13 protein-coding genes and 1 pseudogene are annotated in these 15,500 nt (G+C 64.3%); 11 read left to right on the top strand and 3 right to left on the bottom strand.

Annotated features, from left to right (window positions below; all coding sequences use genetic code 11):
• The first annotated feature begins 18 nt into the window (after window positions 1–18).
• Together Clow_RS06855 and Clow_RS06850 are read left to right on the top strand one after the other, a co-directional pair.
• A complete protein-coding gene (locus Clow_RS06855) occupies window positions 19–216 on the top strand; it encodes a DUF2613 domain-containing protein (protein ID WP_055178055.1) in 198 nt (65 codons plus the stop codon).
• Window positions 217–259: 43 nt separating this feature from the next.
• Entirely contained in the window at window positions 260–3,424 is a 3,165-nt protein-coding gene (locus tag Clow_RS06850; protein ID WP_245625724.1) for an alpha-(1->3)-arabinofuranosyltransferase domain-containing protein, read from the top strand.
• Here the strand turns inward: Clow_RS06850 and Clow_RS06845 are convergent.
• A complete protein-coding gene (locus tag Clow_RS06845; RefSeq protein ID WP_281175667.1) occupies window positions 3,321–4,508 on the bottom strand; it encodes an acyltransferase family protein in 1,188 nt (395 codons plus the stop codon). The two genes, Clow_RS06850 and Clow_RS06845, sit on opposite strands and share 104 nt — an antisense overlap.
• A gap of 99 nt (window positions 4,509–4,607) precedes the next feature.
• Between Clow_RS06845 and Clow_RS06840 the strand changes: the two genes are divergently transcribed.
• Both Clow_RS06840 and Clow_RS12285 read left to right on the top strand, forming a co-directional pair.
• Window positions 4,608–5,651 (top strand): porin PorA family protein, encoded by a 1,044-nt coding sequence (locus Clow_RS06840; RefSeq protein WP_055178053.1) that lies wholly within the window; start codon window positions 4,608–4,610, stop codon window positions 5,649–5,651.
• A pseudogene (locus Clow_RS12285) lies at window positions 5,641–7,044 on the top strand (MmpA family trehalose lipid delivery protein); the annotation flags it as partial. The gene Clow_RS06840 and the pseudogene Clow_RS12285, both read left to right, overlap by 11 nt.
• A gap of 109 nt (window positions 7,045–7,153) precedes the next feature.
• On the opposite strand, the gene Clow_RS06830 reads toward Clow_RS12285, so the two are convergent.
• Window positions 7,154–8,269 (bottom strand): glycosyltransferase family 4 protein, encoded by a 1,116-nt coding sequence (locus Clow_RS06830; protein WP_055178052.1) that lies wholly within the window; start codon window positions 8,267–8,269, stop codon window positions 7,154–7,156.
• 39 nt (window positions 8,270–8,308) lie between these two features.
• Between Clow_RS06830 and Clow_RS06825 the strand changes: the two genes are divergently transcribed.
• The 7 genes from Clow_RS06825 to Clow_RS06795 all read left to right on the top strand — a co-directional run bounded on the left by Clow_RS06825 (window position 8,309) and on the right by Clow_RS06795 (window position 13,639).
• A complete protein-coding gene (locus Clow_RS06825) occupies window positions 8,309–9,100 on the top strand; it encodes a class I SAM-dependent methyltransferase (protein WP_055178209.1) in 792 nt (263 codons plus the stop codon).
• A 9-nt stretch (window positions 9,101–9,109) separates the two neighbouring features.
• A complete protein-coding gene (locus Clow_RS06820) occupies window positions 9,110–9,505 on the top strand; it encodes an META domain-containing protein (RefSeq protein ID WP_055178051.1) in 396 nt (131 codons plus the stop codon).
• A gap of 95 nt (window positions 9,506–9,600) precedes the next feature.
• Window positions 9,601–10,518, top strand: coding sequence for an ABC transporter ATP-binding protein (locus tag Clow_RS06815; protein ID WP_370871901.1), 918 nt, complete (start codon window positions 9,601–9,603; stop codon window positions 10,516–10,518).
• A gap of 28 nt (window positions 10,519–10,546) precedes the next feature.
• The gene (locus Clow_RS06810; protein ID WP_055178049.1) at window positions 10,547–11,302 is read left to right on the top strand and encodes an ABC transporter permease; all 756 of its coding nucleotides are present in this window, start codon (window positions 10,547–10,549) and stop codon (window positions 11,300–11,302) included.
• A gap of 9 nt (window positions 11,303–11,311) precedes the next feature.
• Entirely contained in the window at window positions 11,312–12,616 is a 1,305-nt protein-coding gene (locus tag Clow_RS06805) for a sensor histidine kinase (protein WP_055178048.1), read from the top strand.
• On the top strand, window positions 12,613–13,236 hold the full coding sequence (locus Clow_RS06800; protein WP_055178047.1) for a response regulator transcription factor: 624 nt from the start codon (window positions 12,613–12,615) through the stop codon (window positions 13,234–13,236). The genes Clow_RS06805 and Clow_RS06800 overlap by 4 nt, the downstream gene beginning before the upstream one ends.
• 37 nt (window positions 13,237–13,273) lie before the next feature.
• Entirely contained in the window at window positions 13,274–13,639 is a 366-nt protein-coding gene (locus Clow_RS06795) for a DoxX family protein (RefSeq protein ID WP_055178046.1), read from the top strand.
• 3 nt (window positions 13,640–13,642) lie between these two features.
• On the opposite strand, the gene Clow_RS06790 is transcribed toward Clow_RS06795, so the two are convergent.
• Window positions 13,643–15,124 (bottom strand): RNA-binding domain-containing protein, encoded by a 1,482-nt coding sequence (locus Clow_RS06790; protein WP_069724590.1) that lies wholly within the window; start codon window positions 15,122–15,124, stop codon window positions 13,643–13,645.
• Window positions 15,125–15,500: the final 376 nt, after the last annotated feature.

The following is a 15,500-nucleotide window of genomic DNA, read 5'->3' as shown; positions in this document are numbered from 1 at the left end:
CTGCTAGGGTGGTACACCATGGCACGAGAATCCGATTCCCTCCCTCGGCGCACCCTGGGCCCCGCCGTGGCCAGCGTGGTCGTAGGTATCGCCCTCGGAGTTATCACCATCCTCGGTATTTCTTCCCTGAGCCAGCACAACGCCGTGCCCGCAGGCGGCAGCCCCAGCGCGGAGGATTCCCTGCTCGGCAGCCCGGAGTATGGCTCGCGCAGCTAAGTTTCGCTGGGGACACGCCTGGGGGTGGCTTCTCCTTGGCTTCGTGGTTCTCCTGCAACCCTGGGGGCAGGTGGCCGCCGATACCAAGCACGATCTCACCGCGAATCCCTGGGGTTTCCTGCGCGGCGCTCTGCACGCCTATACGGACACCTTTACCCTGGGCCAACTGCAAAACCAGGCCTACGGCTACCTCTTTCCCCAGGGCTTATTTTTTGCGCTCGCCCATCCGCTGCCGGATTGGATAGCTCAGCGCGCCTGGTGGCTCATCGTCGCGGGCGTGGGGTTCTCCGGCGCCCTGGTGCTACTGCGCCGCTTACAGGTGGGCACCCCCGCGAGCCGATGGGGGGCCGCGCTGCTCTTTGCGCTCAGCCCCAGGGTATTGAGCACGCTCACCACCATTTCCTCGGAAACCTGGCCGGTGATGCTGGCCCCCTGGGTGGCGGCAGCCTTCCTCAGCCCCCTGAATCGCCGCGCGGTAGCCGCGGGTGTGCTCCCGGTGGCGGCGATGGGAGCGGTCAACGCCACCGCCACGCTGGCGGCCTGCACCCCGGCCGGAATCATTCTGCTGTGGCGATTACTGCGCCGCGATCCCCGCGCGGGCCGGGTACTGACCGCCTGGCTTGCCGGCTGCGCCCTGGTGAGCGCCTGGTGGATCATTCCGCTGCTGGTGCTGGGGCGTTATTCCCCGCCTTTTACGGAGTTCATCGAATCCGCCTTCGTTACTACCCGCTGGCTCAACCCCGCCGAGATTCTGCGCGGCACCACCAGCTGGGCTCCCTTTGCCAGCTCCGAGCGCGTGGCCGGGAACCTGCTGGCCACCGAGCCAATCTTTATTCTCGCCACGCTCGCGGTGGCGGCGATGGGGCTCATCGGGCTGCGCCGCGCCCCACACCGGGGCCTGTGGCTGAGCATGTTGCTGTGCGGCTTCGTCATCATGGGCGCGGGCACGGGGATGGCCCCCTGGGCGGCAGAGTATCGGGGCTTTCTCGACGGTGCCGGGGCCGCCTTGCGCAACCTGCACAAGTTCGATCCCCTGGTGCGCCTGCCGCTCATCGTCGGCGTGGCGGCGCTGGGCGGCAGAGCCCGCGTGGGGGACGGGGGGCGTCGAAAAGCATTAGTGGTGGTTGCGGCCCTGGTGGCGGGTGCCAGCCTCGCCCCCGCGCTGAGCGCCCGGCTCCTGCCCGAGGGCACCTACACCCAGGTGCCGCAGCAGTGGCGCGAGGCCACCGACTTCCTCAACGCCCATGCCTCCGGCACCCGCACCCTGATTCTGCCCGAGGCCTCCTTTGCCCGGCAGGAATGGGGCTGGACGCGCGACGAACCCGCCCAACCGCTGCTCACGGTGCCCTGGGCGGTGCGCGACGCCATTCCCCTCGTTGACCCCGAAGCCATCCGCGGCCTCGACGGCCTGCTCGCCGTGCTGCACTACGACCCCGTGGCCGCCCTGCCCGCGCTGCACCGCATGGGTATCGGCGCGCTGCTCGTGCGCGGCGACCTCGACCCCGGCGCGGTGGCGCGCGAGTTCACGCTGCCGGAGGAAACCGGCGACCTGCTGGGCGAGCGGCACCGCTTTGGTGACCTCGACGTGGTGCTGCTGCCCGAGCGCCCCGATATGCGCGTGGTGGAGGGTGCCCCCCTGCCCGTGGCGGGCGGCGGGGAATCCCTGCCGCTGCTCGACGCCCTGGGCACCGCCTCTGCCTATGAGCTGGTGGACGGCGAGGCCCAGGTGGTCACCGATACCCCCATGCTGGTGGCCCGCAATTACGGCACGCTGCGCGGGGCGCAGTCGGCCCCTCTGACCGCCCCGGAGGAAGGGGCGGATATTCGCAATCGCCTGCCCGATTACCCCAGTGCCGGGCCGCTGACCCGCGTGGAGGAACGCGGCGGGGCGGTGCGCGCCTCCTCCTCGGCCTCCGACGCCTCTAGCTTCGGCGGGGCCGACCCCGCTGGCTCCCCCACCGCCGCCGTGGACGGTGACCCCGATACCGCCTGGCACCCGGCCCCTGGCCCGGCCCAGGGGCAGTGGTTGGAGTTCGAGTTTGAGGAGCCGACCGGCGAGATCACGCTGACCACCACCGAGGACGCCCACCTGCGAGTAAACGACCGGGAGGTAGAAACCGAGGCCGGGGAGCCGTTCACCGTGGAATGGGAGGAGCCGGTGCCTGCCGTGCGGCTCACCCTGGACTCCCCCACGGGGATCACTGAGGTTTCGGTGCCGGGTATCCCCGTGGAGCGGGTGGTGACGTTGCCGGATACCTCCCCGCAGGTGCGCCAATTTGTTTTTCAGCGCCTGCTGGTGGATACCGGCGTATTAATCCGCGAGTTCACCGCCCCCAGGGATATGCGGGTACGCGTAGAGGGGCCGGGGGAGGAACCGGTGTACCTCGATGGCACCGAGTGTCACCCCGGCGAGGTCATTGACCTGCGCGCGGGCACCCACCGGCTGCGTACCTCCGCGATGTGGGTGCGGCTGAGCGACGTCGATCTTCCTCTTGGGCCGCTGCCTACCTCGCGCGACGTACACGGGGAGGTGACCCCCTCCTCTGCCGCAGGCGAGCGGCTGCTGGTGACCAATCGCGCCGCCAACCCTGGGCTGCGCGCCAGCGTGGGCGGAGTGGAGTTAGAACCGCGCACGGTGGAGGCCGGGATTCAGGCCTTTGAGATTCCGGCGGGGGTATCCGGAACGGTGACCTTGAGTTTTGCCGGGGAGAAACCCTACCGCTGGGGGCTCTTCCTGGGCCTGGCTGTGGGACTCATCACGGCACTTTGTGCCGCCTGGGTGGCGCTGCGGGGCCGTCTGAGTAACACTACGCCGCCGAGCCCCGCGGGCCTGCCTGGACGCGATGCCCAGGGCGCCTTGGTCTGGGTGCCGTGCTTGGGGGTGAGTGCGCTCATCTGTGGCGCGCCGGGGCTGCTCACCGTGCTGGGCACCTGGGTGGTGCTGCGGTGGAGCACCTGGCGGCCCGGTTGGCTCATCGCCGCCGCCCTGGGCATCGCCGCCGCCTGGCTCGCGCGCGCCCCCTGGCCGAGCGTGGGGTACGCGGGTGATTCTCTATTCCTAGGTCTCTGCGTGATCGCGGCCTTGGGGGCGGCCTGCGCCCCGGTTACTCGTGAGGCTGCTCGTAGGGCCGCTCGCCGGGATGCTCGTAGGTATGTTGCCCGCGCGCCGGGTGAGACGGGTGACGAGTACGACGGGGCAGGCGGATAAAACTCGGCAGACCAGAAAGAAAAGCCCGGCGCGCAGGCCTTTCCATCAGCTCGTAGCTCGCCGCCGCCACAGCGGTGCTCAGCCCGAGGGTAAGCGCTCCCACGAGCAGGGTGTGCCCGCTAAAAAGCGGAATACCCAGTAGCGGGAACACCACAGAGAGCACCGCCACGTGCCAGAGGAATACGGAATAAGACCAGCGCCCCAGGGTGCGGGCCACGGGCGTAGCCAGGAGATCGCGGGAGCGCGGGGCCAGGGCATAGGGCCACACCACCACGGCCGCGAAGGCCGCCCCGGCGAGCGTCCTCACAGTGAATTGCGCGGGGCTGGGGTGCTCCAAGCCCAGGGGGCCAAACCATTCCTGGCCCGCCACCCAGGCGATGAACAGAGCCACGGCCCACCACAGGGGGCGCAGGTGCAGGGCCTTTATCAGCCACCCGTGCAGGCGGCTTCCCGTCGTGGCGTGAAAGCGGGGTTCTAGTTCCGCCGCTATCAGCCCCACCGCGAACCAACTGGCGTAGGCGGGCGGCCAGATCTGCATGTTCGGCCAGCCATTAGCCGGGGTGGCCGCCACCAGGGGAATCCAGGCCCAGCCCAGGCTGGCCGCCGCCAGAAACACCCACACGGCAATGCGACGTCGCGCGCTGCGCAGCCTCCCCACCGTGAGCACCAGCAGCGGAAGAATCAGGTAAAAAGCCACCTCAATGCACAGCGACCACAAGTGCGTAAGCCCCCCGATAAGGCCCTGGGGAAGATAAATCTGGGTGAGGGTGAGCTGGGCTATCACCACGGAGGGCGAGGCACCAAAAGCCACGGGGGCAAAGAGGAGCACCGCTATCACGCAGACCCAGTAGGCGGGGAGGATACGCGCGCAGCGGTGCAGGTAATAAGAGCCAAAGCGACGATCGCTGCGGTGGCGCCGCCACAGCAAAAAGGCCGAGAGCGCAAAAAAGACCGCGACGAAGAAATCAAAGCGCGCCGCTATGGCACCGAGCGGGGTGGCGGGGTCCAGGCCGGTTTGGAAGGCCACGTGCGTGAGCACCACCCCGTAGGCCGCCACGGCGCGTAGCCCTTCCAAAGAACCCACGAAGCCGGTTGCGTAGGATGAGTGCGATACCCGTCGGGCCACGGCTGCCCTGGCATTCGGCGGCATTGTCACCGCTCCCACCCTAGTGGAAGGATCACCGTGACTGGTACCCGTAAGTGGTTGATCGCCCTGGTCGTGGCCGCCGTATTGCTCACCATCACCGGCGATGTGATCCCCCGCGCTCTGCTGGGTTCGATGAAGAAGCTCGACGTCAATACCACCACCGCCTTCCGCACCAATCCCAGCCGCGCGCTCGTCACCGACGTCGCCGCCTGGCAAAACCGCACATCGAGCGACTGCCCAGAGCTGCGCTGCTACCAAACCACCCAGGAACTCACGGAGAACACCGAGGTCACGGTGCTGCCCACCGATGATTCCAAGGAGGCCATTCTCCAGGCGCACACCACCCTGGGACAGGCCCAGTGGGAGGATTCCGCGCGGGTCACCCGCGCCTCGACCTTCCCGGTGCTCAAACCGGAGAGTTCCCTGGACATGCAGGGCAGCCTGGCCGGGATTTTCCAGGGCGGCAGCACGGGAAAGTTTCTGCGCGAGGGGCTCACGTACCGCTTTCCCTCCACCACGGAGCAGAAGTCCTATCCCTACTTTGACCCGTGGAGCCTGCGTTCCACCCCCATTGATTACGTGGATAAGTCGCAGCATTACTTCCTCTTTCACCACGACGTCGCCCCCGTGCCCCTCGACCCCACAGCCCCCACGCTGCTCCATGCCGCGCCGCTGAGCGGCCTGGCCAGTGCTTTTTATTCCGCCGAGGAGATCGCCACCCTGGGGTTGCTGGCGCAGGAAACCGTGACGCTCACCCCCTATTACGCCGTGAACCGCACGCTGACGGTGGAACCGGCCTCTGGGGAGATCGTCGATAAGCGCGAACACCGCGTGGTGGTGCTCGCCCGCAGCGAGGAGGAAGCCCAGCAGGCCGCCACCGAGGAACCGGAGGGCCGGGTACTCTACCGGGCCGATACCACCTGGGATGAGGCCACCGTGACGGCCCGCACCGAGGCCGCCAATCATGTGGTGGACACCCAACAGCGCATGGCGGTGTTGGCCTGGGTGTCTAAGGCCCTGCGCTTTGTGGTGATCCTCGCCGCCATCGTGATGCTGGTGCGACGCCGCCGTGAGCGCTAAGCCCGCCCGTTCCACCGGCGCGCGCTACCTTGCTCCCATAGCGCTGAGCGCCTGGGCCACCCTGCTCATCGGTCTGCTCACCCTCCCCCTGCTGGCCCCCGGGATTCCGGCGCTGCGGGACATGATGGTGCTCGATCATCCGGCGCTGAGCCCCGGCGCGCTGGGCTGGGGTGATCTCCCGGCGCGCGGCGCCCCCCAGGACGGCGTGCTCGCCCTCATCGGCCAGGTGCTCCCCGCCTCCTGGGCTATGCGGGGGTTCGTCGTGGGGGCGTCGATAGCCGGGGCCTGGGGCAGTTTCCTCCTGGCGCGGCACGTGGGCGCGGGGCCGTGGGGAAGTGCTGCGGCGCTGACGATAGGGCTGGCGAACCCCGCGGTGATTGAGCGGCTGCTTCAAGGGCAGTGGTCGCTGGTGATGGCGGCCTGGCTGCTCCCGCTGATCGCCTGGGCGGGGCTGAGCGAACGCCCGCGCGCACAGTGGGTGGCGATGTGGGGAGCCTCGCTGAGCCCCACGGGCGGTCTCTTTGCGCTGCTCATGGGATTTTTTACGGCTCGGAGGCAGCGTTGGGCCACGGCGCTGGTGGGCCTGGTGCTCTGCGCCCCGTGGTGGGTTCCCGGCCTGCTGGCGGGGGCGGATACCACCTCTTCTACCCGCGCGGTGGCGGCCTTCGCGCCGCGCACCGAGGCCTTTGCGGGCACCCCCGGCACGCTGCTGGGGCTGGGCGGAATCTGGAACGCCGCCGCCGTGCCCGGCTCGCGGGAGGCGGGCTGGGCGCTGGCCGGGGTAGTGCTCTTCGCCCTGCTGTGCACGGCGTGGCGGGCCTGCCCGCGCCCGCTGCTCTGGCTCGGCGGCCTGGGATTGGCCCTGGCCTGCGCGGCCTGGGCGTTGCCCTCGGTGCTCGGCATGGCCGTGGGGAACTTCCCCGGCGGGGGCCTGCTGCGCGACGCCCACAAGTTCACGCTCCTCGCCGTGCCCGCCTACGTTGCCCTGGCCGGGGCGCTGCGCCCTGGGCGTGCCGCCGGAGCCCTGGCACTCGCTGCCGTGCAGCTTATCGACGCCCCCTTGAGCTTAAGCGCCCTGCGTCCCCTGCCCCCGGAGGCGCTGCCGGTGCCCCCCACCACGATGGAGGCTGTGCAGAAAGAGGCCGCCGGGCGCGAGGTGTTGGTGGTGGGTTCCTATTCTGAGTCCCTGATTCCGGTGGAGGGCCGCCCCCTGGTGAATCCCTGGTGGAAGGCCCTGGGCGCCGTGGAGCCGGGCAACCTCACCGTGGACGGGGTGGAGGTGGACCCCCCGAATCCGCGCTGGGTAGCAGCCCAGGGGGCATGGCGGGCTGGTGACCTGCCGGAATTGGAGCGCCTGGGGGTGGGGCTGGTGGTCGATGGCGGCACGGGAGAGGTGCTGGCTGCTACCCAGGCGCCGGCCCCCGATACCTCCCGTGGCCTGTGGTTGTTGGGGGCCTGGGCGCTGGTGGTGCCGGTGGCGGTGCTCCTGCTGCGCCCGCGTGCTAAGGCTGCTCGGAAGCCACGTCCAACAGCAAGCGCTCGAAGCGGGCGCCAGCCTCCTGCCAGGAAAAGGCCGTCGCCTGCTGCGCGGCGGCGGTACCCAGGCGGCGGCGCAGGGGGGCGTCGATAAGCAGGCGGCGGGTGGCGGCGGTGAGTTCCTCCGGGGTATCCACCAGCAGGCCGGTGTGCTCATGCTCGATGGAGTCATTGAGGCCCCCGGCGCTGCGGTAGCCCACGGTGGGCACCCCGTGCTGGGCGGCCTCCATCACGGCCAGGCCCCAGCCCTCCTTGCGCGAGGGCATGAGGTGCACGGCGGCGCGGGCCAATTGGGCATGCTTGTAGTCCTCCGAAACCTGGCCGTGGAATACCACCACGTCCTCCATGCCGCGTTCGCGCACGTAATCGCGCAGCCGCGCGTTCCACCAGCCGCTCCCCAGTACGTCGAGCACGACCCCGTGGCGGCGCAGGGCCGCCACCGCGTCCATCGCGTGTTCGATCTGCTTGTGTGGCACCAGGCGGGAGAGCGTGACCAGGTGGTGCAGGCCATCCTCTTCCAGGGTGGGCAGGTGGGCGGGCACGGGGTCCACGCCATTGCGGATGAGGTGAATATCCTGGGCGCGCACCCCCAGGTCCACCAGTTCCTGCTTGCTGGGGTGAGAAACCGTGACGTACTGGCTGCCGCGATACGCCCTCGGGGCCATCTTCGATTCCAGGAACCAACCCAGGCGCGCGATGAGCGGACCCGCCACCGGCCACTGCTCCCGATGACAGTGATGGGTGAGCAGCACCGTGGGTTTTCCGGCCACCGCGCGGGCAAAAAACGGTATGCCGTTTTGGGTATCCACCACCACATCCACCCCGCGCAGCGCCCCCAGGCCCAGGCGGCCCGCGAGCATCGCCAGCCAGGCACGCGGATACACCCCGTATTTGCCCCCGGCGCGGGAAAAGAGCACGCCCTGGCGGGTTTCGCGGGCCGGGGCGTCGGTAAAGCTCGCGGTGCGAAACACCACCTCGTGCCCGCGCGCGGCGAGGTAGGCGGCGATGTGTTCCAGGTAGCGCTCGGAGCCCCCGCCCTGGGGGTGCTCCGTATCGCGCCAGCACAGCAAAAGAATCTTCATAGACTCGCTCTAGCCTAGACGGTGCTACCCTCACTTCTCATGCCCCTGCCCCGCACCCGACGCCACGCCACCCTGCGCCGCGCCGTGAGCCTGCTCGGAGACTTCCGTTTTGAGCAGACCGACCCCGCGCGCTTCTACGGGCACCTGGCCCGCGATACAGCGGAGCTTCTCGACGCCGTGGCGTGCGACGTCTTAGGGTTTGGTGCGGGTTCTGCTGTTGCGGGGCTCCGTGGTGCCCGGGTGCTCGACGTGGGCGGCGGGCCGGGTTACTTTGCCGCCGAGTTTGAGCGACGCGGGGCGCGCTATATCACCGTGGAACCCGACGTGGGAGAGATGGCCGCCGCAGGCATTGAGGTGGCGGCCTCCGTGCGCGGCTCCGGCATGGACCTACCCTTTTCCACCGGGGCCTTTGACCTCACCTATTCCTCCAACGTGGCCGAACACGTGCCCGAGCCCTGGCGCATGGGGGAGGAAATGCTGCGGGTCACCGCCCCCGGTGGCGTGGTGGTGCTCAGTTATACCGTGTGGCTGGGGCCTTTTGGCGGGCACGAGACAGGACTGTGGCAACACTACGTGAGCGGGGAGTTCGCGCGGGACCGCTACACCCGCCGCCACGGGCACCCGCCCAAGAATGTGTTTGGCACCTCGCTCTTTAACGTCTCCTGCGCGGAGGGGGTGCGGTGGGCTCGCCGCGTGGCAGCGCGGGGCGACGCCGAGGTAATCGGGCTCATTCCCCGTTATCACCCGCACTGGGCCTGGTGGCTCAGCCGCGTTCCGGGGTTGCGGGAGTTTGCCGTGAGCAACTTGATGATTGTGCTGCGCAAGGTATGATTCCGGCCCATGAGCCTTCGTTTTCGTACTGCGGCCACCCTCGCCGCCTCTGCCCTGGTCACCGTCGGCGTAGCCACCGCTACCGCCGAGGAATCGCTGCCCGTGGAGGGCGCTCTGCCGGTGGAGGGCACCACCTGGAACTTCCAGGGTTCCTCTAGCGCTTACTTCACTCTCAACGACGGCAACATCGGCGGCAATGACGGCTGCAACGCCTTCGGCGGCAGCGCCACCCTGGAGGGCGACACCCTCACCGTGGGCGATCTCTTCTCCACCATGCGCTACTGCGGCGATGGCTATGAGCTCACCACCGCGCTGGCCGGGGAGCACACCGTGGAGGTGCAGGGCGATACGCTGACCCTGCGCGACGAGAACGGCACCGAGTGGAACTTCGTGGCTGCGGAGTAATTCTTTCTGCCCTATAAGTTTCGCAGGCCCGCATGACGTTTGTCATGCGGGTTTATTACTTTTTCTTCTACTTGTGGCTTTGTGCGAGCCGCAGCATAGAGACCATGCCAATCATCGAAGTCAATGGACTCACCCGTCGCTACAAGGACACCAAGAACAAAAGCACCTATACCGCCGTGGATAACCTCTCTTTCCACGTGGAGCGAGGGGAGGTGTTCGGGCTGCTCGGAACCAACGGCGCGGGCAAAACCTCCTCCTTAGAGGTAATGGAGGGGCTGGCCGAGCCGGATGAAGGGAGTGTGCGGATTTATGAACTTGATCCGTGCCGAGAACGCGAACGCCTCCGCCCCGAACTAGGGATCATGCTCCAATCCGGGGGCCTACCCAGCCAACTCACCGTGGAAGAAACCCTGCGTATGTGGGCCGGTACCCTCTCCACTCCGCTGCCCATTGAGGAGGTAGCCGAGGCCGTGGAACTCACCCACCGCATGAACGTGAAGGTAGGCGCACTCTCTGGTGGGGAGCAGCGCCGCCTTGACCTCGGCTGTGCCCTCGCAGGAAACCCCAGCGTCGTTTTTCTCGACGAACCCACCACCGGGCTTGACCCTGAAAATCGCCGCCACACCTGGGAACTGCTGCGCTCCCTCAAAGAACGCGGAGTGACGATGGTGCTTACCACCCACTACCTCGAAGAAGCGGAGTTCCTCTGCGACCGGCTGGCTATCATGCACCAATCACGCATTGTCCGCGAGGGCACCGTGTCCGAACTGGTGGGGCAGGAAAACGCCAGCCTCACCTTCACCACCGGGCACCCCGTGCCCAACATTTTTAGCGGCACCCGCCACCACGACGGCCACCGCTACACGGTGCACACGAGGCACTTGCAGGCAGATACCTACGCCCTCCTGGATTGGGCGGCGCGCCAACAGATCGAACTCCGCGACTTCCGCGCCCAACCGGCCTCCCTAGAGACGGTGTTTATGAACATCGCCGGTTCCACCACCCAGGTCTAATGCACTCACCCCGTTGAAGGAGAAAACCATGACTATCACCGTTCCCCGCCCCATGACCTCCACTCATACCAGCAGAATTATCAGCCTCACCAGGGCAGAATCCACCCAAATGCTGCGCAATAAAACGCTGCTCTACATGATGAGCACGCCGCTGCTGATGGGGCTGGTAATGGCCTTCCTCGGCAAAGACGTTGAGATCATCAATACTGCTCTCCTCTTCGAGATGCCCACCCTCTTCGCGTTACTCTTTTGTGCTTATTACCTCGTGCTTTCCATGTCCACCACGCGCCGGGACGAGAAAGTTCTCAAGAGACTGCGCACGGGTGAATCCACGGACACCGATATTCTGGTTTCTCTTGGTATTGGTCCCGTACTCGCCACCATTGGCACCGTGGCGCTCAGCGGCGGGATTCTCTTGGCTGTGGGAGTGCCTGTACCAGATAATCCCCTGTTGCTTTTGGTGGCTATCCCTTTCGGCACAGTACTTTCCTGGGGACTCGCGCTGCTCACCAGCATCATTACTCGCAATGCCGAGGCCGCCCAGATGACTTCCATGCCCCTGACGCTCATTATCCTTCTCTCCCAAAAGGGTCTGCGCGACCTCCTGCCGGATACCGCCGCCAGAATTGCCGAGTTCACCCCCTATGCCGCCGTCTCTGACCTCGTGAACCTTAGTTGGGCAGGGGGCGGCGAGTATCTGCAACCCATTCTGGTGCTGGTGGCCTGGACGGCGCTCTGCTCCTGGGCGGGCATGACCTTTATGAAGTGGGAAAACGATCGGTAGCATAGCCCCATGCCCAGCCCCATCGCAGAGCGGTTAAAGCCACTCACTCACCCCCGCCGCTCCTGGGCAGCCTTGCCCAATCCCACCAAATTCACGCTGTATACACGGGTATCCCTCCAAGTACTCACAATTTTCTTTCTTCTCTTCCCTAGCACTGATACCTCCCTATTCCCCCATTTCCTCTACAGCGAGGCGAACCTCACCGAAGAAATTATCGCGGGAATCAGCGCGAAGCAGATTCTTTCCCTGCTCCTGCTCAGCGCCGTCATCGTGAGTACCAACGTGTTCCTGGCACGAGTGCCGGAACTCAACCCCAATTCCACCAAGGATCACCACAAAGTATTTCGCGTTGGTTTCATACTCACTCTTCTCTTGCTGCTATGGGGGATGAGCATTGCCCTGCCCGATCTTCACAATAAACCTCTGGGGCTGGTTATTTTTAGTACCAGCATCCTCGCTCTAGACTATCTCCCCTTTATCCGCCACACCTGGAAAATCACGGCGCTTCTTTCACTAATCTTAGCTGGACTATTTCTCCTTTCCTTCCAAAGCAATCCCACCATCGGAGAATCTGACTTCAGAAGGGGATTTTTCCTCGGCTTTATTCTTGTATACCCTGCTGCACTCGTGGCCCTCACTCGCCTCAGTCTCTGGTCCGTCAATATCATCAAGCAGGCCGAACGCTCAGCGGAATTACAACGCAGCCTCACCCTCACCGAGGAACGCCTACGCTTTGCCCAGGAAATGCACGATACTTTGGGGCAAAACCTCGCGGCCATCAACATGAAAACAGAACTGGCCAGCGCCCTCGCCCAGCATAATGACTCCCGATTACACGGCGAACTCACCGAATTACAATCTCTTACCCGAGCCACCATCACCGATATGCGCGAGGTCATTAAGGGGTACCGGAATATCAACCTCAACACCGAGATAGAGGGAGCCACCTCCCTCCTCCAATCCGCCGGAATACGTTTTAACGTCACCGGCTCCGCCGAGACCATTCCGCACCGTTACCAGGAACTTTCTGCTTGGCTAGTGCGCGAGGCCACCACGAATATCCTCAAACATTCCGCTGCCATCACGGCCACCCTCAACCTAGACAGCGCTTCTATCTCCATACTTAACGACGGCGCTCCTACCGCCACAAAGCCCCTCCGCCTCGGCGGGCTCAAAGCTCTGGAACAGCGGGCCTACGCCCAGCACAATGCCCGGTTGAGCATAAAAAGAAAGGGAGGGGATTTTTGCCTCACGCTGCATTTTGATTCTCCCTCCGGTGAGCAAAACCCAGAAGAAAGGCCACGCATCCCATGATTCGCCTTGCCATTGCCGATGATGAATTACTCATTGCCAGTTCTCTGGGCACATTGCTGGGCTTGGAAGAGGACATCGAAGTGATTTTTACTGCCGGTTCGGGGGAGGAAATACACCAATGGTGGAATAAACAGCACACCCTGGGCAATCCCCTACCGGAGGTGTGCGTGCTTGACCTGCATATGAAAGGCATGAACGGACTGGATACCGCCACCGTTCTGCGAAAACTCACTCCTCACACCGCCATTCTCATCATCACCAGGCACGCCCGACCCCAGGGATTGCGCAGCGCCTTAGAAAAAGGAATGCAGGGCTTTTTGCCTAAAACGGCCACGGCAGCCCAGTTTGCCGAGGCCGTGCGCACCCTCCACTCGGGCGGGCGTTACATCGACCCCGAACTCGCCGCGCATACTATCTCCGCAGGTCAATCCCCACTCACCCCCAGAGAGGCCGAGGTAATAGAGGCCGCAGGAAAAGGCGGTAGTGCCGAGGACATCGCCACGATGGTGCACCTGGCTCCCGGTACCACCCGCAATTATCTCAGTTCTGCCATGCGCAAACTCGGCGCCCAGAATCGCTTTGAGGCTTATATGCTCGCGCGGGAACGCGGGTGGATATAGTAAAAAGCAGTGCCGTCACCCCACATAAGGAGAAATTGTGACTACCGCCGCACTGATTGGTACTTATATTCTCGCCGCCGTCTTATTGGGCGACGCCCTCCTTTCCATTAAGCCGCCCGCTTTCATCTCCCGCTGTCTCAGCGGCGTAAACCTCCCCCGCGACTGGTGGTGGGCACTCATCGGCGTGAAGCTCCTGGCCACCGCCGGGCTCATCACCGGAGCGCTGCGCAACGATCCCAGCATTACCGCCACCGTCTCCATCGGCGTGCTCGCCTACTTCGTCTTTGCCATCATCTCCCATATCCGCGCCCGCTTTATGGGCAGCGAGTTCTGGCTCAACTGCCTGGGCATGACGCTACTCAGCGGGGTAGTCACCGCGCTCAATGTCGGTGCGGTGTTGTAGTTCTCATAGGAGCCGGTAGCGGGTACCGCGATCACCCTGGGTGCCCACCATCTCCACGATGTTCTGGCGGATCAAGGCACCCAGAGCATACCGCGCCTGAGACACCGAAAGTCCCGTTACCAGCACAATCTCGTCCAGAGTCCGCGCCCGAACCCGCAGCGCCTCCACGATAGCGGGACCGTTGCGGGTCATCTTCTGCGGCGCTTGCTTATCGACGTCGCTTTGCAGCACCCCTTGCTTTTCCACCCCAGCGCGACGCAAAAGCACACGAAATACCATGCCGTTATCAAAGAGTTGTGGCGGTTCCAGGCCGTACTTATCCATCGCAGCATAGACTTCTCCCATACCACCGCCCTCCCCTTCAATCACAGGAGAACCCTCGCTAGTGCGCAAGCGCTTGGCCAATTCATAGAGTCGCTGGTTCACCGCCGCCTTAGCCAGATCGCTACTAGCTAATTGTTCCCGCGATAATCCCCGCAACCCTCCCGGGCTTTCCACGATGAAGGCCTTGGGCGTGATTCTTATTTCCACGCGCTTGCCCACGCCGAGAGTATCTGGACCTAAATCACGGTGCACAAGCGCATTGGAGACCACCTCGCGGATAGCGCTCAATGGTAATTCAGGGCGATTCTCCATGTGCCCATCACTACGATAGGCCTGGATAACAGAGAGATTCTGCTCCACCCACTCCATATTCTCTTCCAGCAATGCAGGAACGGGGCCGTCGAAATGCCGGAGGTTGCGCGTGCGCTCCCCGCTTTCACGAGGCATACGCACCGCAGCAGTAACCCCCAACGCTGGAAAAGTACCCTGGGGATAAGCGCCCAACGCATACAAACCCGCTACCGTGGGCTGTGCCGATTCATTGACTACGTGCGTAACGCGGAGAAGTTGATCCTCCTCCATATGCGCCAACCTGCGGCTAGAGCCTTGTGCCGCCTGGATATATTGAGCCGTCAAATCCTCATCGAGGTCTTTGACAGAAGTACCTACGGCTGGAGCGGCGTCGTATTCCTGCCTTTCATCGCGGTGCAGAGATTCCACGCTCAACATATGGAGATCATTGGGATTCATGGCGTAATCACCATCGCCCTGACGCAGATACGCCACGCTTTTTACCCGAGCCGGTTTTTGAGTAGGCGCCAACGGACTTACCTGCGCCACCACCATCACGGCCCCCTCTATATCCACCGGGTAGGCATCAATATGCGGGGACGGCTCCACCAATTCCCGGGTTTGAGAAATAAGCCCCTGAATCATCTCAGCAGGATTATCCACCCCGTTCAATGCAAAGTCCTGGGCCTCGTCCACCCCTAGAACAATCGTGCCGCCCTCTGGCATATTTGCAAAGGCACACGTGGTCTCCTCTAAACCTGGCAGACCACCCGAGGCGCGCTTTACCTCCACCAAGCTCGTATCGTCCCCATAGCGCCGCAATTCCTCCACCACACTGAGAAGTTTCTCCGCACTCCATCTCAGACTCATAGTTTATGACTCTACACTGATAATTTTTCGTTCGAGATTGTGTGATGCAGGGCAAGATTTCGCCACACATAGGGGGAAACATAAAGGTCACACTCACAGTCACACTCACAGTCACACTCACAGTCACACTCACAGTCACACTCACAGTCACACTCACAGTCACACTCACAGTCACACTCACAGTCACACTCACAGTCACACTCACAGTCACACTCACAGTCACACTCACAGTCACACTCACAGTCACACTCACAGTCACACTCACCTGTCCAGTATAACCCCCAAGCCGTGTACCAGCGCGAGCTTGTAGTCCTCCGAAACCTGGCCGTGGAATACCACCACGTCCTCCATGCCGCGTTCGCGCACGTAATCGCGC

The sequence above is a fragment of the Corynebacterium lowii genome (assembly GCF_001412085.1).
In the GTDB taxonomy this organism is placed as follows: Bacteria; Actinomycetota; Actinomycetes; order Mycobacteriales; family Mycobacteriaceae; genus Corynebacterium; species Corynebacterium lowii.
Note: the sequence above shows the minus strand (reverse complement) of the source record. Positions and strands in the feature narration are given on the sequence as shown.